Below are 21679 nucleotides of genomic sequence, written 5' to 3' on the forward strand. Positions count from 1 at the left end.
GACGGTTGGAGCGGGCGGCTGCCGCGACTCGATCGCTGAAGGACGCGGGTCAGCTTCGCGCGGCTCGTCGGCGGCATCCCGGATTACCCCGCCGACGTCGGCGCGAGATGACGATCAGGACGTGACCCGCGCCCACCGACCCAACAGAAATCGGAGATGCAGTATGAAGCGCCCGTCGGCACGCAGGCCCGGGGGATGTCGTCGTCCATGGCAGAACTCCTTTGCGAGAGACGAAAGGGCTAGCGGCGTCCGAGGACGGGCATACGGCGGGTGATCGACTGGAGGACCACGGCGCGCAGCACGACTCCGGCGGTGGACACCTGGCCCCCTCGGGTGACGTAGCGGCCGACCAGTTTCGGGATGCGCACGGTCACCATGAGCAGGAAGGCGGCCATGAACAGGTTGAACACGTCGGTGCTCGCGCCGCCGGGAAGGCCCAACAGGATCGGCACGTTGTGCTCCGGGTCGAGCAGCAGATCCACGCCGGTGGTGAAGAAGATGGCCTGCAGCAGCGGCGTGGCCAGACAACCCAGCAGCGAGCGCCACCACAGCCCGGCGGCGGCCTGGGTGTGCGGCAGGGCGTAACACGCCAGCGCGACCGGGGCGATACCGGCGAGCACGATCAGCGTGGCGATCCTGGCGAACCAACCGACCAGCAGCATGTAGAACAGCACGACGATGATCAGCCCGATCACTACCGCGAGCACGGCTGACGGCGGGCTGGTCAAGGCGCCGACGATGCGGGCCGTGACGAACTCGATGACCTGCGGACCGGACGCGGTCTGGCCGACCATCGCGACCGTCAACGCGTTGGCCGTCTCGATGAGCATCCGGCACAGCTCGACGCCGAAGTTCGACGCCACGAACCCGAACACCAGTCGGGGCAGCAGGTCTTTGGCCTGGTATCGGATCTGGAAGGTGCCATGTGTCATCGCCGTGGCGCCGGCGACGATGATCGCCAACACGAAGGCGGCGTTGACGACCACGACGGACCGGCCAACCAGCAGTTGGACCTGCGGGAAGACCGTGACGTCGGGTGAGGTGAAGAACGTGGCGGTCAGGAGCGAGACGAGCCCGCCGAGCATGCCCTGGACACGCTCGGCGAGCCACTCGATCAGGCCGTTGTACAGCCACTCGGTCATGGCGGCTTCAGCCGCCGAGGATGCCCTGCAGGACTTGCAGGATCACCGGTGCGAGGACTGCCAGGGCGTAGCCGGCCAGGGCCGCTTTGAAGTTCCCCTTGGCCTGTTCCGCCTGGGCCGGGTCACCGCCGGCGGTCATGTACCGCAGTCCACCGATGACGAGGAACAAGGTGGCCACGGCCGCCAAGATCCTCATGATCCACAGTTCGAGGCTCTGAATGACCTCGGGGATGCTCTTCGCCGCCACGACATTCGGGGCGGGTGCTGCTGCGATCAGGTCTCCGGCAGCGGAGACGAGGGTGTACGCGTGCATGGGCGGTCTCCACAACGAGTTCGTGGGACCGCCTCGGTGGGAACCTCGCGCGGTGCTGGCCGGTGGGGGCGCTCCTCCCTACGTCGATCGCGAAGGTCGGGGGTCAGTACGCCGTACCGGATTGCGGCCAGCCGCCCGGGGCGGTAGCCCCACCGAGGCGGGCACGCCATCAGCGGCATGCACCACCCAGACCTGCATTGTCAGCCGGCACGAACTCGCGCCCCACCGGACCCGACCTGACCAGACCTAACGACACAGGTAGAAGACGGTCCCGGCGGTCAAGCCGGATACCGCTGATTCGCCGTTGACAGGTCCGGGCACCTCCGCCGCGAACGCATGTCAGGCTCAGCTGGCCGCACACCGTTCTGACGAACGGTCGACTACGCTGCCGATGGCCAGTTCCTGTGCGCGAGACGACCGGTCGAGAGCCGTGTTAGGCGAAGGTGACACCCTCGGCGGGAGGCTGCCGCGGGCGGTGTTGGACCATCCGAACCCCGCGCCAACTGCTGCGATCGGCGTGCCTGCGCACGCCCTCTCGAGCGTTTGAGATCTGGAGCGGCTCGGGCGGCGGCGAGACCAGGCCGCGTTGATCCCCGTCGCCACGGCAAGGATCAGCCTTCTCGATCAGCAGACATCGCGGCGCGTGGTTACCGGTCTTGCGGATGCGCCGTCGGGCGGGAATGACGCGGCTCGGTCAGCCGAATGTCTGCTGCTGATAGGGGCATCCTCTTGCTTCGCCTCGGCGCTCTCGCTGACTCGCGTGATCCCGGGTTGACCGTGGGCGGATGTAGCAGCGTCGGCGAAGAAGCCGACCGATCCTGTTCTTAGTTTGCGTCTGGCGCACGAAAGAGTCTCGCCATGGCGGCACGTAAAGTTGTGTTGTCGCCAGCGGAGCAGTCGAACTTAACATACTTTTCCGTGACTGTGTCGGCCTTACTCCAATTCGCATCGTTCTCGCCGAAGTACTCAAAAAAGCGGTGGAACCGCCCGTCCAAGGTGATGATAATCTCGGATTGGAGTAGCCACCCCTCAATGATATAGGTATCGAGTACCTCATCCTCGAACCTTCGGCTGAAAAGCCCGCCTGTTCGCTTGATCCCGCCAAGTCGTCGAATCGTCCAGCGCCGCAGGCCGGGATTACCCGCTTTCGCCATTATATTCAAGAAGTCGGCGATCAGACGTTCACGTTCTTGATCTTCACGTTCTGATTCAAGCCTTGCCTGTGCCTCGCGCTCCGCCTGTCGACGGATTTCCTCCTCCAGAGACCCCATCAACGATCCTTCCAGTGCTCGCAGGCCCCAACCGCACCGTCCGACCCGACACATCCTGGGCCACCCGTTCAAGCGTCAGATCAGGCCGGGTGCTCGATCGTCGGATTGAGCACAATCGGCTGAACGGGTTCACGGTACTTTCGGGAGACGTCGATAGGGTTCGGGTATTCAGCCGACTCTGCCATGCGAAGGCACGCATGTCACCACCTCCTTGGACCACTACCGTCGACCGCTGACACGTCGGGTTCTGCGGCCTCGGAAGCGAGAAGGGTCCACTTTCCCAGGTCGAAGGCCGTACCAGCGCCGCGGTAACCGACTGACTCACTGCGCGTCCCACCGCCTGGCGCGACCAGGTCTAGGCCGTCGCTATTGACATGTGCACCGTGTCCAAGGCAGCCGTCCGCCGGGCCCTGCCCCATGCAATGCTGATCGTCAACCACCTCCACATCGTGCAACTGGCCGGCCGGGCCATTGCCGAAGTCGCCGCCAAACGATCGCCACCCGGCGTGCGCCGCCGCGCGGCCCTGCTGCCAGCGACCCCGAACGGCAACTACGCATCCGGCTGACCAGGCCAGCGGCAAGAATGCGGGTCGAACACGTCGACCGGCCGACCGGCACCAGCAGCACTCTGCCCGCCGAGATCGACGCACTGATCCTGGCCCCGCGGGGGATCGGCCCGGCCGCGGATCGAGGCGCAGTGAGCCTCAGCTCAGCCGCCCGCAGCCGGCGTGGCTGCGTTGAAGATGTCGGTATTGACCAACTCCTGGTCCCAGTCCTCCCACGCGGCGAAGACGATGCGCTCGACCAGCCGGCCGCAGAAGACCGGCACGCTCACTAGGGCCACGCCGGCACGCGAGGTGTCGACGGCATAGGCGTGCGGGTCGGCCGTCAGGAGCATGTGGCGGTTGGCCGTGCCGGCACTCGCCTTGGGCGGGCCATAGCCGTGCAACAACGAGCAGCGAAGCGCATAGATCAGCTTCGCGTCTGCCTCCGTCACATCGTGGCTCGTCAGCAGGTTGGACCATCGCTGGCCGACTTTCTCCGTCCCGCTGGTGAGCGTGTCGAGCACGGTCATCGCGATGCTGAGCCCGATCCAGGACTCGTTCCCGGTGCCCTCGCCGGTGGTCTCGTTCCGGCCGTTGGCGGTGCGCATGTCGCGCACGGCAAGGACGAGTGTCGGGTACAGGCTTGTCTCGGTCACGGGGCACTGGAGCATGTCGGGCGCATCGTTGCGTCCATCGTCAAGCGTCGTAGTCACTAGGGAAAGATTCTAGCCCGGTGGCGCGGCGGCGCGGGTCCATCTAGCCAGCATTGCCTCGAACACCGACTCCGGATCCAGATTTCCCCCCGGACCCCAGCATCCATCAGGCAAAACCCGCCAACGCCTCAGCCAACGGCGCCTCACAAAGCATGTCACATCAGACGCAACAACCTTCACCAGACGACACGACGACGTCATCGCCGAAGGTCAACCGACGGGTCGCGCCGCCTGCGCCCGCCTCGGTGACAAGCTGGCAACGCCGTTCCGGCGCGCTTCCGTAGCTCTGTCCCGGACGAATGTTTCCTTCAGTACGAATCCGCTCATTTGCCCCTGCACCAGGGCGGCCACAAGCTTGCGTTCGGCGCGCTTGCGCCTCATGCGCATGACCGCGCCGGTCTGGCGGTGCTCGGCGGCGATCTGCTCAATGAGCACGTCGCCGAGTCGGGTGGAGGAGATCAGTTCGGCTTGGCTGTCGGTGATGATGCCGGCGGCGACGGCTCGGCCGAGGAGGAGGTCGGGGTGGCCGTAGGGCCGGTATGGGGTGCGGGATCCGACCGGCACGTCCGGTGGTAGTTCGAGTAGGTCGTCGTTGCGGCGGGCTTTGAGTCCGGCCCGCCACGCCGCCCAGCACAGCCGCAGCCAGATCCGCGGTGTCTGAAGGTCGTCGGTGCGCAGCGTGTGCAGGAACGCGGTGAGCAGTTCGGAGTCGATGTCGTCGGCAAGTTTCGTGTGGCCCTTGGACAGGCGTGCGGCGAGGTGCGTCAGGCCGGGTAGGGCGACGCCGACCGCGCCGACCGTCCACGCGGGCCCCCAGTCTCGGGCCTGGTGGGCTAGTTGACGCCAAGTGGCGTCGGAGGTGTCGGGGCCCATCGTCGGGCTTCGTAGCAGGGTGCGGAGTTCGTCCAAGGGGAGGTGCCGGTCGGGTAGACCGTCGATCGGGCGGCCGTCGAAGGCCAGAGGTGCTGGTTGACAGACCAGCAGCCGGAAGGCGTCCTCGGCGACGGTCAGAGCGGTGCGGGGCATAGCGGCTCCTGAAGGAGAACAGCCCCACCGGGTGTGGGGCGAAGACCCTCATTGGCACACCCGCACCTGTCACCACAGGCCGCTGTCAGGTTCTGACAGACCCGGTTAGGTCGGGTCGGGTTCGCGGGCTGTCAGGTCCCGTCCGGACAGGTCCTGACCGGTCGGCCGGGAGTTCGTTTCGCCTGACCGGTCGCGTCTGGGCAGTGTCAGTACGCCCAACCTGGTCCCGGGGGCCACCACACCCATGGCCGAACCCGTTCGTATCCCCGCACCGGATGCCGTCGGTGACATCGTTGCCGGCGAGCCGCCGGTGCCGATCACCGTGTGGCACGTGCCCGCCCCGCACACAGGCGACACCATGTCCATCGCCCTCGCCGACCGCCTCGTGCGCAACTTCACCCACGGCCGTCGGCTGGTCCTCGACCTCACCACCGGTGAGCAGCTCGTTCGGGCCGTTCGCGCGGCCCGGCGCCGCCACGCACGGCACACCCCGCAGGATCTTGCCGGCGACAACCGGCGGGCGTCCCTCGTCGTGACCGGCTGGCCCCTAGAGCGCACCGAGCCGGTGCCGTTCATGCTCGACTGCGCGCAGCGGGTGATGGTCGGCGGCTGCGTCGCGGTGGTGCTCAGTGCCGCTGAGCTCACCGTCAATCAGGTCCTCATCGCCGCCGCCCGCAAGGCGGGGCTGACCTACTTGCAGCACATCGTGGCCGCGCACGACCTCACCGGACGGCGCGGGCAACTCGGCGACGGCGGCACCCACCTTTCCGCGCACAGCGACGTCCTTGTCTTCAACAGTTCGTTGGACGCGTTGCGGGGGTCTGCCGATGGCTGACCAACTCCCCGTCACCTCGGTCTGGCTGACCTGCCAGCGACCGGCCCGCGACCAGCGTCGCGGCCGGTACGTGGAGGAAACCTCCCGCCATCCGGCGAAGATGCTGCCCGACCTGGCGGCGCATGCCATCAACGCGTACACGGCGCCGGGTGACCTCGTCTTGGATCCGATGTGCGGGTCGGGTACCACGCTGGTCGAGGCGGTGCGGTCCGGCCGGGACGGCATCGGGGTGGACATCGAAGCGACGTTCGTCGCCCTGGCTCAGGCGAACCTCGCCCTGGCCGCCGAGCACGGGCATACCTCGTGGGGGCAGGTCGCCTGCGGTGATGCCAGGAACGTGGCCGCGTTGCTGCCGGCCAGCTCCCACGGCAAGGTGTCCCTCGTGGTCACCTCACCGCCGTACGGGCGGAAGACGCACGGTCTGGTCCGCACCAAACCCGGCGAGCGGGTCCACAAACGCGACCACCTTTACGGCGACCGGGGCGCCGGCAATCTGGCCTACGTGGGCTGGGATCGGCTCCTGGCCGGGTGGCGGCAGATCGTGGCTGGCTGCGTCGAGATGCTTCGCCCTGGCGGCACCTTCGTGTTCACCGGCCGGCCGGTGCGGCGCACCCCCGACGACCTGTTCGACCTGCCGGGCGAGCTGTTCACGGCAGCGCTGTCCGTGGGCCTGGAACCGGTGGAGCGGTGCGTGGCCATGCTCGCCGCCGTCCGCGACGGACAGCTCGTCCACCGCGCGAACATGTTCGGGCTCATGGCCGTACGCAAGGCACGGGCCGACGGCATCCCCGTCGCGCTCGTCGCGCATGAGGATGTGTATGTGCTCCGCCGGCCGCTACTGCCTGCTCCGGTTCGCCACCGTACCCGGTCCGGCGCCGCCAGACAAAGCCTACCCACACCCCGCTGACCTGGGCTGTCAGGTCACCCCGGCGGCGCTGACAGGTCCGGTCAGCGCCACCGCAACGCCTGGTTGGGCTGGGCTGACAGGTCGTCGAGTTAACCTCGGCGCACACCCATTTCGTACCAACTCTCCGCTGACCTGACAGCCCTGCCGTACGCCGGCATCAGCCCACCCTTCGGGGTCGGCCGTCCGACGTTCGGGCTGACAGCTCCAGCAAACCATCCCTACACGGTGTCGACCTCGCACGCCTGACCGGCGCGCGTGGCGACCCGTCACATCCCTGTTCCCGCGAGGGCGGCCACCACCGGTGGCCGCCCTCCTCGTCGTGACCAACCGAAAGGACGCAGCATGCTCAAGAACGCCTGGTACCTGATCACCCACGCCGACTTCTTCGCCGGCCTGACCGACGTCCCGCGCCTGCCGCAGGCACCCGACCTGATGCTCACCCTGGACGCACTGTTCCGCACCGAAGCCGGTGCCAGCCCGGCACACTCCGCGACGGCGGTCGAGGTCATGCTGCGCATGGCCGAGCACCTGTCCGACGCCGTCCCACACGGCTGGCACGCGGTGGCCGACGGCGACCGGCTCGCCCGGCTGCTCAACGGCGTGAACCTGCTGCTGGCCTACCTGGCGCAGCTCAGCGGCCGACTGGCTCACCAGATCGACACCGGCGCCGGAGCCGACCTGTCCACCCTGCCCGAGAGCAACCGTGCCGAGCTGACCACCGCGTTGGCCACCGCCAGCTGCCGGCTGGAGGAAGCCGCCGGGCTGGTCAAGGAGGCCCACCTCGCCACCGGCCGCACCAGCCGTCCGGCGGTGCGGCGATGACCGCCGACGCGTGGGCGCGGATCAGGGACCTACGGGCCGAGACGATCGCCGCGGTCGAACAGCGCGACCTGCTCGCCGCCGAGGCCCGCCGCGCGCTCATCGCCGCGTGGGAAACGAACCTGATCTGCAGGACCGGCTGCGCGGAAGCCCTCACCGCCTGGGGACTGGAGCCGCCACCCGGCGAGTTGACGATGTCCGCCGACGGGCGGATGTCCTACGCGCGGATGCACACCGACGAAGACGAGGCCCGCCAGGAGGCCGGGCACCATGTGCCGGACGAGCTGTACCGGCTGCTGCCCGAGGCGGATGCCTGGCCCACGCAGGTGGTCGAGGTGGCCCTCATACCCGGCGAGGACGACTACCCAGAGGTACACCCGTACCAGATCACGGTTCAGGTCCACCTCCGTGTGCGGGTCACCGCCACCTCGCAGGCCGCCGCGATCACCAGCGCGGAAGCTATGGTGAACGCCCGGCTGCCCAAGCTGGCCGACGCCGACGTCACGCTCACCGGGTTGACCTGGCAGGTCTACGACGGACCCGACGACCTGATCAACACCGCCGACGCCGAGCCGCGACCGGCGGCCGTCAGCCTGACCCGTGCCAGCGACAACCTCGCCGCCGTGACCGCAGCGCGCGACGCGGCCACCGGGGCGCTCGCCGATCTGCGTCGCAAGATCCGCCACCGGGCGGTCACCGCCCTGGCCTACGAGGAGATCGGCGGCGAGTACGAGGAGACCGCTGAGCGGGTCGAGCGGTTCCTGCTCGACCTCGGGCTAGACCGGCTGCCGCGGGCCTACTCCATCACGGTGACCGTGGAGGTGACGCTGCGGGTTCCTGCGGCCACCGCTGGCGAGGCATACGGCCGGGTCCGCGACCTCATGCAGTCCACCGGCGGACCCGGCGAAGGGCGGCCCTGGAGCGCGCACGGCAGGGGCACGGCTGATATTGGCGAGGTCGGCGGCTCGTGGCGTGTCTTCTGGCGACACGCCTACGACGTGCGGCTACGCGACCAACCCGACCGCGCCACCGCCGCCACGGCCGCCGAGGCCCTGATCCGGGGCGAACTGGACCGGGCACTGGCCGGAGTCGAGCACCACACGGTCCTCACGTGCGCCGTCGAGGGCTATGGCATCGACGAACTGCTGGCCCCGGACACCGACTGACCCAACGACCACCGGCCGCCGCTGGCAGCCGGGCAACCCATCACCGCTTGGCACCACGCAGGCGCCGCCCGACCGGGCTGGCGTCTGTCTCTGTTTCCCGACTAGCGAAGGGAGCGCCACCGTGGCGCACGAGATCGAACAGTTCACCGACGGAACCGCGGCGTTCTTCACCGCCAGGACCGACGCCTGGCACCGGCTCGGCACCGTCACCACCGACTGCCTCACCGCCCAGCAGGTGATGGACGTCGCCTACCTCGGCGGCTGGGACGTGCGTAAGGAAGCCCTGCAGACCGTGCCGTCCGGCGCGGCCGTGCCGAACCGGTGGGCCACCACCCGCATCCACCCCAAGAGCGGCCGGCGTGAGGTGCTCGGCATGGTCGGCAAGTCCTATCAGGTCGTGCAGAACGAACAGGCCGCCAGCCTGCTGAACTTCATCGTAGATGAGACCGGCGCCCACTTCGAGACCGCCGGCAGCCTGCGCGGCGGACGGGAAGTGTTCGTGACGATGAAGCTGCCCGACTCGATGATGGTCGCCGGCATTGACGCCATGGACCTTTATCTGGCCATGTGCACCTCACACGACGGCTCCCGGCTGGCCCGGGTGCTGATCACCCCGGTCCGCATCGTGTGCGCCAACACCCAGGCCGCCGCCTTCGCTGACAACGTCGGCGAATACGCGTTCAGCCACTCCGGTGACATCGAGGGCAAGCTGACCGAGGTCCGCGACGCGCTGAAGCTGGTGCCGGTGTACCTGGACCAGTTCCAGGCCGAGGCCGAGAAGATGATCGACAAGCAGCTCGAATGGGACCAGCTCCAGCGCATTTCCGACGAGCTGTGGCCGCTGGACGAGGACGACAAAGAGGTGGCGTTCCTGCGCAAGCTGGGCCGCGACCGGGACCTGAAGTACCTGTTCGAGGAAGCGGACACCCAGGCCAACATCCGCGGCACCGCGTGGGCCGGCTACCAGGCCATTACCGAGTGGCTGGACCACAAGCAGCCCGCCCGCAGCGACTACCACCGCGCCAACAAGGTCCTCGCCGACGGCACGGTGACCGCCACCAAGAAGCGGGCCTTCGACCTGGTACTGGCCGCCTGACCGATCACGCTCCACGCCGGTAGCGGGCGCAGACGGTCAAGGTCTGCGCCCGCCACCGTCGAGCCCACCACGGCGGAGCCTGGACCGCCCGGCAGCACAGCCCCGGTCCGTCGACCACCCGGCACTCACCTCTCTCAAATCCAATAGTTCGAAGGAGATCCTCATGTCCTCTCCTGTATCCAAGCTGCGGATCCGTACCGACGTCGACCTCGTCACCGTCGTGCCTTACCTGCTCGGATTCCGGCCCGACGACGGCAGCATCGTCGTGCTCGCCTTCGCCGACAACCGCGTTGTGTTCGCCGCCCGCACGGACCTGCCCGGCCCGGACACCTCCGGCGACGCCCTACTCGACCTGGGTCACCACCTCACCGACGTCACCCGGCGAGCCCACCCGAACGCCACAGTCCTCCTCGTCGGCTATGGCACCGCCGGTCACGTCGATCCGGCGCTGCGCACGGTCGCCGTCCTGTTGACCACCGGCGGACTGTCCGTGCGTCAGCGGTTGCGGGTGACCGACAGCCGCGTCGTCCACCTGGACTGCGACCACGCGGGCTGTTCACCCGACGGCACGCCCTTCGATCCCATGTCGTCGCCGGTCGCGGCCGAAGCGACGTACGCGGGCATGGTGGCCCTGCCGAACCGGGCAGCCAAGGCTGCACTGCTCGGCCCGGCCGATACCGCCTCCGGCGAAGCGATGCGGCAGGCCGTCACCCGGGCAACAGCCCGCATGCAACCACTGATCCACGACGAGGCCGCCGTGGACGAGGCCGCAGCTGCGGCCATCGCCCAGGCCCTGAGCCGGCACGCCATCGGCACGGCGCTCGGCGACGACGAGGTGGCCTGGCTCCTCGTCCTCCTGGCCCGGCCTTCGGTGTGGAACCTCGCCGCCGGCCACGCCGAACCGGACGAACAGCACCTCGCGTTCTGGAACGAGGTCACCCGCCGAGCACCGGACCCCCTCATACCGGCGCCGGCCACCCTGCTCGCGCTCACCGCGTGGCAACTCGGCGACGGCATGATCGCCACCCTGGCCACCCAGCGTGCCCTGCACATCGACCCGTCGCACGAACTCGCCCGTCTGATCCTGCACGGGGCACAGGCGGGAATCAGCCCGGCCGATGTCGAACGGGCACTGGCCGACATCGGCCACGGGTCGCTGTCCGACATCGAACCTCGGGCATGACGATGGCTGCCAAACCTGCGTGGAAGGCGACCGTCGCCATCACCTCCAGCCACTGGATCCGCCAGGAGCTGCACCAGGTGGAACTACACGCCGGATGCGAGTTCGAGTTCACCGCGTCCGTCCCGGACGGTCGCCGCAACACCGGTCGCCGCCCGATCGTCATCCTCGGCGCGGACCTCGTCGGCCGCGTCCGCAAACCGATCTCCTGCGGCGGCTTCGTCGTCGTGGCCGCCCTCGACGTCGCCGGCCCGCGAACCTTCAGCCACGCCGCCCGGATCAGCGCGTCCTACGTCATCGCCCTACCCAGCGCCCGGGAATGGCTCGCCTACAAGCTCATGCGGATCAAGGCCGACTGACCCGGGACGCAGCACCGTACGAGCCCACCACAGCGGGGCGAGCCGTCACGGCTCGCCCCGCTGCCCGCACACCCATCGCCTCCCACCAGGAAACCAGGAGACTAGGAGAGCGCAGATGACCTCCCATACCAGTCCCGCCGCGGCCGACGTCGTGCGCGACGAGGCCGCCGCCTGGCGGCACGTGACCCACGCCCTCGGCGTCGAGCTGCGTCGCCGACTGATCCCTCTCGTACGCGCCCGGCTGTTCGACCTCGACGTCGCCTGCCGCGTCCTGAAAGCGGCCGGCCTTCCGCCGCTGCCGCAGATGTGGACCGTGCAACTCGCCGTGAACCTCCGCCGCCGGGTCACCTCCACCAGCCTGGACCGGGCGGTCGCCGCGTTCCGCGACGACCTCGACCAGGCGGTGCGCCAGACGCTCGGCCCCGCCACGACCGTCACGTTCCATCAGCCGCCGCAGGCGCTCGCCGCCAGCGGACGCGACGAGTCCGGCAACCGTAGCTACGACGTCTGGGGCCAGCCGGCGGTCACCGCCGCCGTGCGCGCCGAGGCCGGCTACCAGGCCCGGACGGAGGCGGTCGACACGCTACTCGCCGCGCTCGCCGACCTGCCTGCCGCCAAGGCCGACCTCGACAGCGCGACAGGGGTACACATCGAAGCCGACCCGGACACGCCGGTCGAGTTGAACGTGGACACCGACGCCCCGCACCAGCCGTACACCCCGCCGCCGGGCCATGGCCCCATCAGCATCATCGAGGCGCGCACCGCGCGGCGACTCGCGGTCGATTCGTGGCAGTACCTGGTCCGGCAGATCCGGGCAGAGCTGATCGAGGTGCTCCTGGCCGGTGACATCGACGACCAGCCCGGTAGGAACGCACCGTACGGACTGGTCGACGACCTGCTGCGCGACCTCGGCCTGCCGGGGCTGCCGCACGCCCACCTGTACGAGATCACCACCGCCATCCCGGTCCCCGTGACCGCCGACACCCCGGCCGCTGCCCGGCTCGACGCCTACCGGATGCTGAACGACGCCTCGGCCACCTGCCCGCAAGACGGGCTGCCCCTCACCGTCAGCTCCACATTCCGCGACCCGGACATCGTCGCGGCCGACGCAGGCGGCTACCGAGTCACCTGGCACGAGACCTACCTGGTCAGTCTGCGCGCCACCCACTCGCCCCTGCTGGCCGAACACGCCGTGCGGCTCCAACTCAGCGTCCTGACCGAGCAGGTGCCGGACATCGCCGGCGTCCGGCTCACCACCGTGTACCTCGGCGAGCACATCGACCACCGGCTCGAACCCGACCGCGACTGACCCGCCCCTATCAAACCGCCCGGCCCGCCCGATCTCGGGCGGGCCTTTGTGTCCTTGGAGGACGACACCCGTGGAACACACAACACACCTCGGCGTTGTGCCCATGCCTGGCGCCACGACGAAGTTCCCGCTGTTGGTCAACCTGCACGTCGGTCCCCGACAGACGACCGCGACCGGGTTGGCCTTCGTCGCCGCCCTCGGGCGACCCGAGTACGTGGCCATCACGATCGTCGGTGAGATCAACGGCCACACCGTCGACCTCGGTGTCCGCGCCGAGGTCGACGTCAACAACCTGCCCACCACGATCGAGGAGCTGGCCGCCACCAAACCGGTGGCCAGCCTGATCGCGGAGTTCGGGCAACGGCTGGCCGACCTCACCTGGCACCTCACGGTACGCGGGCTCGCGCACGACGACCGGATCATGTCCGGGTTCACCGTCGATGACGTCGAGTTTCTCCGCCACTGTCTGACCAACCTGGAACGACGCTGGTGGGAAGCCATCGACACGGCGACCGCTGGCGCCGCGCAACCACAGCGGGATACCACAACATCGCCCGGGTTCGTCAACATCGAGCCGACCCCGAGCGGATACCGGGGCGTCGCCCGCCTCGCCGGCGCCGAGCTGACCCGCGTCATGGACTACGGCAAGCGCCTGGAGCGGCTGCTCGACCTCGCCCGACAGGCCGACGGCGATGAAGCAGACGACGACCGGGAGTCGCAGTGACCGCCAACGAATCACGGCTGATCGATGGCCTGAGCCCGTGGGTGGCCACCGCCCCGGAACCCGTGCTGACCATCACCGGCCACACCGCCGCCATCACGCAGGTGCGGTTCGTATGGCCCGGCCTGCGCTGCTCCTGGTGTCGGCAGCCGGTGGCGCTGTGGACCGACGGCGGCACCATCGACGCCGGCCTCGCATCCGGCCGCCCCCGGCGGCGCTCGCCCGCAACGGGCGCGCAGTGGTACCAGACGTACCGGCCCTGCGGCGTCCCGGCCATCCCGGACGACTGCCCCCACCCGAACTGCCACCGCCCGGCCACCCGGACGCTGTCCACCGGCGAACAGGTGCCCACCGAATGGCTGCACGGCAGATGGCGGCTGGACGCCGGCCCGTTCACCCTCGGCCGATACCTGGACGGTCGCTGCCCGACCCCGGCGAACCCGCAGACCTACCGGCTGCTGGATGAGGTGTGGTCCACGCTGCGGCGCACGCACCCGGATCTGGCCACGGCCGCCGACGCGTACGGCGCCGACCAGCACCGCCGTGCCGAACGCGGCTGACCCCACCACCTGGCGCACCCCTGTCCCGAACCGGTAGCCCGCCACCCATCCGGGTGGCGGGCTACCGGCACATCCCCGGAAACACGATCGGAAGGAATCATGACGACCACCATCGAACGATGGGTGCAGGACTGGTATGGGCTCACCCTGCACACCGACCGATACGACTTCGACATCTACGTCTCCACCACCGCGATGCTGGCCGCCGCCCACGCGGCCGGGTTCACCACCGCCCTGGACCTCACCAGCATCGCCCTCGCCGCGCAGCTCACCAGCAACGGGCAAGGAATGATCGACACGTCGGTGCGGTTGCTGGCCGCCGCCCGCGACCTCGCCTGGCAGGCCATCACCGCGTTCGCCGCCGACGCGCACAAGGTCGGCTTCGCCAGCCTGCCCACCGGGGTCAACACCAACTGGACGCCGGTCTGTGTCCGTGACCGCGACATCGGCCCGAAGGTGTATCCGGCCTTGGCCGACACGAAGCGGCCGGACGTGCCGCCGCGGTTCACCCGCAAGACCGCCGAACGCATCAGTGACGACCTCTCCGGCCAGCGCGGGCAACGCATCACGCTCACCTTCACCGGCGCCGTGCTCACCGTGTCGCGCGGCGAGCACTCGACGGTCCGGCCGACCCGGCACGAACCCGACGACGACGGCCTCTACGCCATCGGCGCCGGAAGCCTCGTGTGGGAACGGGTCCAGCCATGACTCAATCCGGCGTTGCACCGATCCTGGTCAGGCTGCGTCACCGGCCGCTGATCGCCGGGCTGGTCGTGCCATGGATCACCGCCCGAACCCTGGACGGCCGCCCCCGCTTCGGCACGGTCGACGCCGACCGCGCCGCGAAGGCCCTGCACCGCCGCTGGTGCCAAATCTGCGGACAGCAACTGGAGGACCGATTCGTGTTCGCCATGCGCGACCGCGACCTCGACCGCAGCATCGCCCCCGAGGCCGCGATGCACCCCGAGTGCTCCCGCTACTCGATCACCGCCTGCCCGATGCTCGCCGGTCGGATGGACCACTACCGCACGAGCGGTCAGGCCGAGTTGTTCGCCGGCATCGGCACCATCCTCGGCGACCCCGCCGGCCAGCGTGGCGGTCAGGCCGCCGAGCCGTGGAACGCCGTCTGGGCACGCGACTACACGGTCATCACCGACCCCACCACCCACCTTCCGGCGGCCCTGCTGCTGCCCGACCAGATCCTCCGTGTGCGCCCGATCGCCGTACACGGAACGCCGGCGCCGCCGGCAACCCGGCACAACCCGACCATTCGCTGAAGGAGTTCCGGCATGACCACACGTCCCACCCGCCTGTGTTGGCACCTGGAGGACGTACTACCGCTGGCAGAGCACGCTCTCGACGCACCTGAGCGCAGGATCACCCGCGCGCAGGCCCTCGCCGGCTCGGCCCCCCAACCGGCCCTGATCTGGGAATCCGAACCCGACAACGACTGGCTCGGCTCCAACGGCGTACCCCTGTGCACTCCACCAGCCCCCGGCGAGGTGACCCGGTGATCATCACCCTCGGGCTCACCGAGTCCGATCGCGACGCCGACTACGTCAGCTTCTCCGACGGTTACCGGCACGGGGCGCCGCAGCAGCTCGTCACCATCACGTTGGAAGGCGACGGGTCGCAGTACGACGCCGAGCAGTGGGCGGAGGCGGCGTTCGTCGCATCGAACCACCTCGGCGAGGCGCCTGCCGGGCCGACCAGGGCCATCCAGCTCGCCCTCGCCGAGCAGGTGACCGGACCGCTGCGGAGCCTGTCCGTCGGGGACACGGTCACCGTGCGTGGCCAAATGTGGGCGTGCGAGAACAGCGGGTGGCGGCGCGTCGACCTACAGCCGGGAGATCCCCGGTGACCGGCCCGCAGCGCCCGACGATCCCGGCGCGGCTCGCGGCCCGGCCCGTCGACCCGCGCCGAGGTCTGCCCATCCCGTACGTCAACGAGCACGACGACGGCAGCGTCAACTTCGCGATGGTCAACGGTGCCCGGGTTCTGGAGTGCGTCCGCGACCGGCTGTGCGGGCTGTGCGGTCAACGCCAGGAGTTCCTCGTCGCCTTCGTCGGCGGGCCGGGCGGGTTCCACCACCGGATGTATACCGATCCGCCGGGACACGTCGACTGCGCTCGCGCAGCTCTGGATCTGTGCCCGTACCTGAGGCTGGAGCGGCATCAACGGCGCGGGCTGACCGAGATGACCGCCGCGCCCGGGTTCGCCGACATGGAGAAGGCCCAGCCAGTCATCCTCGCCGTCACCTGGGCGTACGACGTCGCGCTCATCGGCGAACCACTGGCCCTGATGTTCCTCCCGGCCGCGTGGATGTCGGCCACCCGATTCGACTACGCCGACGGGCGCCTGGTCGAGACCGGACCCGAGCCGCTCCGCCACCCGCCGACGTAGCGCGGCCCCACCGCACATCCGAACGCCATGCACGCCGCCCACCGGAGCGGCACAAACACAGAAAGCGGCCCGCCAACCGGCGGGCCTTCGTCATTGTTGGACCCGGGACGCCAGTCGCCTACGAAACGTCGGCGTCCCGGGTTCTCTCCGCAAAGAGAGGACTCCAGTGTCCATCCTCGCTGCCCTCGCCGCCAGCGCGGCGCTCGCCTTCATCGCGGGCCGGCTCAGCACCCGACCCAGAATCCGTCACCTACGCACCGAGAACACCGGCCTGCGCGAACAGATCGACACGCTCGACGGCCTGCTCCGCATCGCCAACCACATCGCCGGTCACGACCGGCTCACCGGCCTGCCGAACCGGTCGTCGGCCGCGAAGGTGTTCCTGGTCCGCGAGACGCTCGGCCGTCCCACCGTCGTCGCACTGATCGACCTCGACCGGTTCAAGCGCATCAATGACACCTACGGCCACCACGTCGGCGACGACCTGCTGCGCACGATCGCCGAACGCCTCGCCTACGCCGCGAAGGCGGCCGGCGCGACCGCGGCCCGTCTCGCCGGTGACGAGTTCCTCCTGCTGCTACCCGCCGACCCGGGCGACGACCACAGCATCCCGGTCGCGGCGATCCTCGACCAGCTCGCCGAGCCGGTCACCGTGTCCACCGACGACGGCGAGGTCACGGTGCACCCGCAGGCCAGCGCCGGCATCGCCGTCTACGACGGCACCTTCGGCACGTTCGACACGATGCTGCACCACGCCGACATCGCCCTGTACCACGCCAAACAACAACGAGGCACGCACCGCACCTACAGCTCCGAGATGCGCATGCCCCGCAACACCCGACGACACGGCCCACGCCGACGCGACGAGCACCCTGGCAGCGGCGGGCAGCTCGGCGGCGAGGTGACCGCATGATCGAGCGCGACATGGCGTGCGCGGTCTGCGGGTACGCACTCAACGCCATCGACCACGACGGCCGGGTCACCTTCGAGCACCCCGTCACGCCGCGCAAGGACGGCCACGACCCGCAACCGATACCGGCGTACCAGCACGATGACCTCTACCGCCGGTGCCACATGTGCAGCACCGACGAACCCCTCTGGGTGTATCGCACGCCAGAGATCGACGCCGTGTCCGTCGGCGGCACGTTTCCGGTCACCCAGACATACAGCACGCGGTGGAATGCCTGCGCTCGCTGCGCCCAGCTCATCGAACAGGACGACGACGTCACGCTCACCCGGCGCAGCAGCGCCGCGATGGGCTGGCGCCCGACCGACCTCGAAGCGCAGATCCTCGCCGGCATCCACCGGACCATCGTCCGCACCCGGGAGCCCGGCAGAGTCCTACTCACCGTCGGTGAGTGGGAACCGGCGAACCTGAAGGCAGCGACCCTGCCGAAAGTCCGGGATCGCCTCGCCGGGCTGTTCCGCGGACCGGTAGAGCTGCCCACGCCCCTGGACAACAGGGAAACGCGCGGGCTCCTGGCTGGCGGGCTCGACCAAGCCCGCCTCTACTGGATCGACGCGGAGTTCACGTCGCTGGTCGCCGAGGTACTGGCCGACCTGCCGAACACCGCCGTCACCGATCGGATCGTACCTGCGGGGAGCGGCTTGCTCACGTGGTCGAACCCGATCGACCGACGCCACCGCATTGCCGCCGTTTCCTGGGCTCCGCAACCGACCGGGTGGCACGTGGTCTGCTACCGCAGTCTGGGTCTCGACCTGCCATCTACCGCCATGGAGACGGTCCGTCGCGAGGTCGGCTGGCTCGTCCCCGTCCACGCCACCCACCTCTCACGCGAGGCCGTGGTCAATGGCGACGATCCACTCGCGGGGCTCATCGCCACATGGCTGACCATCGCCCAACAGCTCACACAGGGCGAGGCAACCCGAGTTGATTCCTCCATCCGCAAGGCGTACGCACGCGCCCACAGGGAGCTGCCCGAGGTCCGGCTCGTCGGCATCAAACCGGCAAGCTCCCCACCCCGACGCACCGGGCCGGCAACGACGCACACCCCGGGAGGCAGAGCCAAACCCGATCACCGCTACTGGGTCGGCGCCCACACGCGCAACCAGGCATACGGCCCCGGCCGCAGCCTCCGCAAAGAAATCGCCATCGACCCATTCCTGAAAGGGCCGCAGGACGCACCGATAAAAGCCAGCACTACGGTACGCATCCTCGGCACCACACGCGCACAGCGCAGTGAGGACGAAAGCCCACCCGCCGACAAATAGTTGCATAGCCCCCCGGGAGTATAGGCGACACTGCCTCTACTCCCGGGGCTGTCCTGGCAAGCGGTCTCCACCTGGTGCTCGCGCCATCTTTCAGTGCACCTCTCGCCTCGCCGTCGCCGTACGATGTCGTCGATGCCGGGTCTGCAAGAACAACGGCTGAACTGGGTCGAAGCCGAGTTCGCCGCCGTGCGGTACTTCGCCCTCAACGGCAGCGACCACCGCAGCCGCGCCGAGCGGGACGCCGCGATCAGCGCCTACGTCCGACGGTGCAACCAACGCGCGAAGCCGAAACCTCATTCGGCGCCGGCTCCAAGATCTACTACCCGGATCACCCCCGTTCAAGGCTGCATGACGAGGCACTAGATCCTCGATGACCAGCGGGGCAAGACCCGAATACATCGTCTGTGCAAGTTTCTTCGCGTCCGTCACGCCGGGGTCAACGAGTCGTACGACCCTCCGTCACCACCAAATGCGCGACAGGGTCGTTCGTGTGACAGACCCCCGAACTCCACCGCCCTCGACGCCATCAACAGGACACACTAAATGAGCCAAGTCGGGGCCGCGATACTAGCTTTGAATGAAGTTAGCGCCGACGCTGCCAGTCGCTAACGGTCTTTAGGAGATGCGCACTCCCAGCGCCCTTAACCACCCGAGCCAGCTGCTCAACGAATACGTCCCCTTGTCTTTCTGATGCAATCTCCAGAGCAGCTCTAAGGACAGCCAGCCACGATGCATCGTGGGCTCGTCCCGCAAATTCGAGCGCGAAATCAGGCGGTTGCTTGCGAGCCAGGTAGGAGGCCGCCAGATGCTCGCGGAAAGCCGTATGCCTGAACGCATATGACGACTCTTTACGCCAACCAGTTTCTTGAAATATGCCAGACCTTTCTGTGATTTGCATCATAACATAAGATGAACGGCCGTAATGATCTGATCCGTTGTCCACCTCGTGGAGCGTCTTCCTTGCAATCTGCCGGAGGTCCGAGAAGCCGATCGACACTCTGTTTTCTTCGTTGCTCTGCATAGAAAACGCGACACGCTCCAAAATATGACGAACGACATGTGCCTCTTCGCCGAGTAAGCCGCGCTCGCGTTCACGCTCAATACCGAATCTCTGGATAAATGCTTCTGTAACGGCTGTGCGGGTAGGCGGAATCTTCCCCAGATCACTATATACCGACAGCGCCATCTGTACGCCAAGTGGTCGTGCAAAGAAATCCGCAGGGACGCTGGCCCTGATAGCTTCGACAATTTCTTGCGTGTTAGCACGAATTTTCTCGCGATTGGCGGGAAGGAGATTTCTTGTGTACTGAGCACAGAGATCTCGGGTCCAGGGCGAGATCATCGCATGCCGAAAGCCAGGGAAGTCTTCGCCCACTTCGGCATAGGGTCTCGTCGTGATCAACAGTGGGACCGAGGGATATCGTAGTGTAAACTTTTTAATGGATGACAACGTAGCCGAACGCAGTCTTCGATCGAGCAACTCGTCTAGACCATCTAGTACCACGAAAATTCTGGACTGCCGCAGTGCAATCATTAGGGCGTCAAGGGTGACATCGACACCGTATCTTAAACGCATAGTCTGCAGGAGTAGTGCGGTTACGTCGCAATCTGAACTTTCGGCAATGTCGCGAAATAGCGCAACCATCGGAATTGGCCCATCGGCGTCGTGTACTCGCCGCTCGGCCGACACTTGGCTCAGGCGGTCAATCATGGTGGTCTTGCCCGAGCCGCCTTCGCCGACGAGAAGGAGTCGATGGGTGGAAGGAAACATGTCGCCGATGAACGACGACTGGCCCGAATGGAAATCCTCTATTGGGCTATCCACGTAGGAAATTTCAATTTCTTGTTCCTCGACTGCCACATTGAAAGGTGCAGCCAAACTTAGATTTGATCTAAACCTCGATAAATACGAGGAGCCAATCTGGTCAAGCGCCCAGTCGATCATCCGCTCTGTGGCTGCCCGCCGGACGGAATCGCTCTCATTACTAGCTAGGGAGCGCGCTCGTTGCCACACGAGATCGTGCATACGATATGTGCGCCGGGTCTCAATCTGAATCAGTTGCCTACTCAGCAGCTCATCAATGACCTCTTGGGCAACTTCGGCGTCAGAACTGACGAGTGCGTGCGCTAGCGTTTGCGTCACCTGCGCCGAGGGCGCTAAGCCGAGGAGCCGGTAACCGCGGGCAACGTCCGGATCGAGATTTCTGTAAGCGAGATCGAAAACCTTCTCGACCGCGAGTTCGCCGGCTACCAGACGATCGAGTCTACCTGCCCCGTCCGCCGATGTGAGCCTGTACCTAAGGTCTGACCAGGACAAGTGGGTACGTGTCCGCCGCAAGCCGCCAATAATGCGCAACGCCAGAGGCAAATTGCCGGCTAGCCGGGCAATTTCTCGCATCTCAGCAAGGTCTGTGGGTGTCGACTCTCCACCGCCTACTCGCCGAAGCATTTGTAGCGACTCACCATCGGTCAGAGTCTGCAATGCTATTGAATAGACGCCCGGCAGCTCAGCGATTGGCGCCCAGCTAGTGACTAAGACTGCGGCGCGGCCCTTTCCTGGCAGGAGTAGAGAGACGTCAGCGGACGTTGTCGCATTGTCGATAAGGATTACCGATCTGCGACTTGCGATAGCCGAGCGAAAGATTGCGGCGCGAACGGACGTGCTAGCCGGCACATTCTCCCTGGGCACGCCTAAGGATACGAGTGCGCCGCCGAGCAAGTCGTGACTAGTTACCGGACTCCCGTCTGATTCGCGGAGATTGAAATACAACTGACAGTCCGGATAATGCGTTTCGGCTAGCTCGTTCGAGAGGCGAATCGCGAGGGCAGACTTACCAACGCCTGGGATGCCGTAAATATTCAGAATCTCCTGCTCATTGTCTAGCAAGAGTCGCTTGAGGAGCGCATCATATAGATTAGCTCTTCCGATGAAGTCTGCGGCGGAGTACGGCAATTGATGTACCGCGCGGAGGCTGTGTTCGCTTGCAAGGTAGAGGGGCCCGAAGTTGTCGCCTGCGATGTTGACCTGCCTTGCTTGCCCGCCTGCAGTTGCAATCATTGCGGGTTCGCTGGTGGCCATGTC

Annotated in this window: 25 protein-coding genes; 19 read left to right on the plus strand and 6 right to left on the minus strand. The window is 67.5% G+C overall.

Annotated features, from left to right (window positions below; genetic code table 11):
* Positions 1 to 239: 239 nt before the first annotated feature.
* From O7627_RS36740 to O7627_RS36750, 3 genes are all read right to left on the minus strand, one after another.
* Positions 240 to 1142, minus strand: a complete 903-nt coding sequence (locus O7627_RS36740; protein ID WP_278098034.1) for a conjugal transfer protein TrbL family protein — start codon at positions 1140 to 1142, stop codon at positions 240 to 242.
* A gap of 7 nt (positions 1143 to 1149) precedes the next feature.
* Positions 1150 to 1455, minus strand: a complete 306-nt coding sequence (locus tag O7627_RS36745; protein ID WP_278098035.1) for a pilin — start codon at positions 1453 to 1455, stop codon at positions 1150 to 1152.
* An 824-nt stretch (positions 1456 to 2279) separates the two neighbouring features.
* Positions 2280 to 2726: a hypothetical protein gene (locus O7627_RS36750; RefSeq protein ID WP_278098036.1), complete on the minus strand. Its 447-nt coding sequence runs from the start codon at positions 2724 to 2726 to the stop codon at positions 2280 to 2282.
* A 383-nt stretch (positions 2727 to 3109) separates the two neighbouring features.
* Between O7627_RS36750 and O7627_RS36755 the strand changes: the two genes are divergently transcribed.
* Complete coding sequence (locus O7627_RS36755; RefSeq protein WP_278098037.1) at positions 3110 to 3292, plus strand: hypothetical protein; 183 nt, start codon at positions 3110 to 3112, stop codon at positions 3290 to 3292.
* A 143-nt stretch (positions 3293 to 3435) separates the two neighbouring features.
* On the opposite strand, the gene O7627_RS36760 is transcribed toward O7627_RS36755, so the two are convergent.
* Both O7627_RS36760 and O7627_RS36765 read right to left on the minus strand, forming a co-directional pair.
* Positions 3436 to 3927: a hypothetical protein gene (locus tag O7627_RS36760; protein ID WP_278098038.1), complete on the minus strand. Its 492-nt coding sequence runs from the start codon at positions 3925 to 3927 to the stop codon at positions 3436 to 3438.
* 267 nt (positions 3928 to 4194) lie between these two features.
* On the minus strand, positions 4195 to 5010 hold the full coding sequence (locus tag O7627_RS36765; RefSeq protein WP_278098039.1) for a hypothetical protein: 816 nt from the start codon (positions 5008 to 5010) through the stop codon (positions 4195 to 4197).
* 244 nt (positions 5011 to 5254) lie between these two features.
* On the opposite strand from O7627_RS36765, the gene O7627_RS36770 reads away from it, so the two are divergent.
* From O7627_RS36770 to O7627_RS36855, 18 genes are all read left to right on the plus strand, one after another.
* On the plus strand, positions 5255 to 5845 hold the full coding sequence (locus tag O7627_RS36770) for a hypothetical protein (RefSeq protein WP_278098040.1): 591 nt from the start codon (positions 5255 to 5257) through the stop codon (positions 5843 to 5845).
* Positions 5838 to 6752, plus strand: coding sequence for a DNA methyltransferase (locus O7627_RS36775; RefSeq protein ID WP_278098041.1), 915 nt, complete (start codon positions 5838 to 5840; stop codon positions 6750 to 6752). Before O7627_RS36770 ends, O7627_RS36775 begins: the two co-directional genes overlap by 8 nt.
* Positions 6753 to 7094: 342 nt before the next feature.
* Entirely contained in the window at positions 7095 to 7574 is a 480-nt protein-coding gene (locus O7627_RS36780) for a hypothetical protein (RefSeq protein ID WP_278098042.1), read from the plus strand.
* On the plus strand, positions 7571 to 8737 hold the full coding sequence (locus O7627_RS36785; protein ID WP_278098043.1) for a hypothetical protein: 1167 nt from the start codon (positions 7571 to 7573) through the stop codon (positions 8735 to 8737). Before O7627_RS36780 ends, O7627_RS36785 begins: the two co-directional genes overlap by 4 nt.
* Positions 8738 to 8858: 121 nt before the next feature.
* On the plus strand, positions 8859 to 9833 hold the full coding sequence (locus O7627_RS36790) for a DUF932 domain-containing protein (protein WP_278098044.1): 975 nt from the start codon (positions 8859 to 8861) through the stop codon (positions 9831 to 9833).
* Between the two features lie 163 nt (positions 9834 to 9996).
* A complete protein-coding gene (locus O7627_RS36795) occupies positions 9997 to 11016 on the plus strand; it encodes a DUF4192 domain-containing protein (protein ID WP_278098045.1) in 1020 nt (339 codons plus the stop codon).
* Between the two features lie 2 nt (positions 11017 to 11018).
* The gene (locus O7627_RS36800) at positions 11019 to 11372 is read left to right on the plus strand and encodes a hypothetical protein (RefSeq protein ID WP_278098046.1); all 354 of its coding nucleotides are present in this window, start codon (positions 11019 to 11021) and stop codon (positions 11370 to 11372) included.
* A gap of 115 nt (positions 11373 to 11487) precedes the next feature.
* A complete protein-coding gene (locus tag O7627_RS36805) occupies positions 11488 to 12681 on the plus strand; it encodes a hypothetical protein (RefSeq protein WP_278098047.1) in 1194 nt (397 codons plus the stop codon).
* A 103-nt stretch (positions 12682 to 12784) separates the two neighbouring features.
* Complete coding sequence (locus O7627_RS36810; RefSeq protein ID WP_278098048.1) at positions 12785 to 13405, plus strand: hypothetical protein; 621 nt, start codon at positions 12785 to 12787, stop codon at positions 13403 to 13405.
* Positions 13402 to 13962, plus strand: a complete 561-nt coding sequence (locus O7627_RS36815) for a hypothetical protein (RefSeq protein ID WP_278098049.1) — start codon at positions 13402 to 13404, stop codon at positions 13960 to 13962. Before O7627_RS36810 ends, O7627_RS36815 begins: the two co-directional genes overlap by 4 nt.
* Before the next feature lie 99 nt (positions 13963 to 14061).
* Positions 14062 to 14670 carry a hypothetical protein gene (locus O7627_RS36820; protein ID WP_278098050.1) on the plus strand — a complete coding sequence of 203 codons (609 nt, stop codon included), beginning with the start codon at positions 14062 to 14064 and terminating at the stop codon, positions 14668 to 14670.
* Positions 14667 to 15239: a hypothetical protein gene (locus O7627_RS36825; RefSeq protein WP_278098051.1), complete on the plus strand. Its 573-nt coding sequence runs from the start codon at positions 14667 to 14669 to the stop codon at positions 15237 to 15239. Before O7627_RS36820 ends, O7627_RS36825 begins: the two co-directional genes overlap by 4 nt.
* A gap of 12 nt (positions 15240 to 15251) precedes the next feature.
* Positions 15252 to 15476, plus strand: coding sequence for a hypothetical protein (locus tag O7627_RS36830; RefSeq protein ID WP_278098052.1), 225 nt, complete (start codon positions 15252 to 15254; stop codon positions 15474 to 15476).
* Positions 15473 to 15823, plus strand: a complete 351-nt coding sequence (locus O7627_RS36835) for a hypothetical protein (RefSeq protein WP_278098053.1) — start codon at positions 15473 to 15475, stop codon at positions 15821 to 15823. The genes O7627_RS36830 and O7627_RS36835 overlap by 4 nt, the downstream gene beginning before the upstream one ends.
* On the plus strand, positions 15820 to 16365 hold the full coding sequence (locus O7627_RS36840; RefSeq protein WP_278098054.1) for a hypothetical protein: 546 nt from the start codon (positions 15820 to 15822) through the stop codon (positions 16363 to 16365). Before O7627_RS36835 ends, O7627_RS36840 begins: the two co-directional genes overlap by 4 nt.
* A gap of 166 nt (positions 16366 to 16531) precedes the next feature.
* Positions 16532 to 17278, plus strand: a complete 747-nt coding sequence (locus O7627_RS36845; RefSeq protein ID WP_278098055.1) for a GGDEF domain-containing protein — start codon at positions 16532 to 16534, stop codon at positions 17276 to 17278.
* The gene (locus O7627_RS36850; RefSeq protein ID WP_278098056.1) at positions 17275 to 18597 is read left to right on the plus strand and encodes a hypothetical protein; all 1323 of its coding nucleotides are present in this window, start codon (positions 17275 to 17277) and stop codon (positions 18595 to 18597) included. Before O7627_RS36845 ends, O7627_RS36850 begins: the two co-directional genes overlap by 4 nt.
* Before the next feature lie 132 nt (positions 18598 to 18729).
* Positions 18730 to 18960, plus strand: coding sequence for a hypothetical protein (locus O7627_RS36855; protein ID WP_278098057.1), 231 nt, complete (start codon positions 18730 to 18732; stop codon positions 18958 to 18960).
* A gap of 220 nt (positions 18961 to 19180) precedes the next feature.
* Here the strand turns inward: O7627_RS36855 and O7627_RS36860 are convergent, their stop codons facing one another.
* Positions 19181 to 21676 (minus strand): NACHT domain-containing protein, encoded by a 2496-nt coding sequence (locus tag O7627_RS36860; protein WP_278098058.1) that lies wholly within the window; start codon positions 21674 to 21676, stop codon positions 19181 to 19183.
* Between the last annotated feature and the right edge of the window lie 3 nt (positions 21677 to 21679).

The organism is Solwaraspora sp. WMMD1047, assembly GCF_029626155.1.
Taxonomy (GTDB): domain Bacteria; phylum Actinomycetota; class Actinomycetes; order Mycobacteriales; family Micromonosporaceae; genus WMMD1047.

Bases quoted from the DNA above. Each gene is read 5' to 3' on its own strand.
- O7627_RS36810 (WP_278098048.1), top strand. From the start codon at position 12,785: ATGCCTGGCGCCACGACGAAGTTCCCGCTGTTGGTCAACCTGCACGTC.
- O7627_RS36770 (WP_278098040.1), top strand. From the start codon at position 5,255: ATGGCCGAACCCGTTCGTATCCCCGCACCGGATGCCGTCGGTGACATC.
- O7627_RS36860 (WP_278098058.1), bottom strand. From the start codon at position 21,676: ATGGCCACCAGCGAACCCGCAATGATTGCAACTGCAGGCGGGCAAGCA.
- O7627_RS36800 (WP_278098046.1), top strand. From the start codon at position 11,019: ATGGCTGCCAAACCTGCGTGGAAGGCGACCGTCGCCATCACCTCCAGC.
- O7627_RS36775 (WP_278098041.1), top strand. From the start codon at position 5,838: ATGGCTGACCAACTCCCCGTCACCTCGGTCTGGCTGACCTGCCAGCGA.
- O7627_RS36795 (WP_278098045.1), top strand. From the start codon at position 9,997: ATGTCCTCTCCTGTATCCAAGCTGCGGATCCGTACCGACGTCGACCTC.
- O7627_RS36805 (WP_278098047.1), top strand. From the start codon at position 11,488: ATGACCTCCCATACCAGTCCCGCCGCGGCCGACGTCGTGCGCGACGAG.
- O7627_RS36765 (WP_278098039.1), bottom strand. From the start codon at position 5,010: ATGCCCCGCACCGCTCTGACCGTCGCCGAGGACGCCTTCCGGCTGCTG.
- O7627_RS36850 (WP_278098056.1), top strand. From the start codon at position 17,275: ATGATCGAGCGCGACATGGCGTGCGCGGTCTGCGGGTACGCACTCAAC.
- O7627_RS36820 (WP_278098050.1), top strand. From the start codon at position 14,062: ATGACGACCACCATCGAACGATGGGTGCAGGACTGGTATGGGCTCACC.
- O7627_RS36750 (WP_278098036.1), bottom strand. From the start codon at position 2,726: ATGGGGTCTCTGGAGGAGGAAATCCGTCGACAGGCGGAGCGCGAGGCA.
- O7627_RS36825 (WP_278098051.1), top strand. From the start codon at position 14,667: ATGACTCAATCCGGCGTTGCACCGATCCTGGTCAGGCTGCGTCACCGG.
- O7627_RS36780 (WP_278098042.1), top strand. From the start codon at position 7,095: ATGCTCAAGAACGCCTGGTACCTGATCACCCACGCCGACTTCTTCGCC.
- O7627_RS36745 (WP_278098035.1), bottom strand. From the start codon at position 1,455: ATGCACGCGTACACCCTCGTCTCCGCTGCCGGAGACCTGATCGCAGCA.
- O7627_RS36855 (WP_278098057.1), top strand. From the start codon at position 18,730: ATGCCGGGTCTGCAAGAACAACGGCTGAACTGGGTCGAAGCCGAGTTC.
- O7627_RS36740 (WP_278098034.1), bottom strand. From the start codon at position 1,142: ATGACCGAGTGGCTGTACAACGGCCTGATCGAGTGGCTCGCCGAGCGT.
- O7627_RS36830 (WP_278098052.1), top strand. From the start codon at position 15,252: ATGACCACACGTCCCACCCGCCTGTGTTGGCACCTGGAGGACGTACTA.
- O7627_RS36785 (WP_278098043.1), top strand. From the start codon at position 7,571: ATGACCGCCGACGCGTGGGCGCGGATCAGGGACCTACGGGCCGAGACG.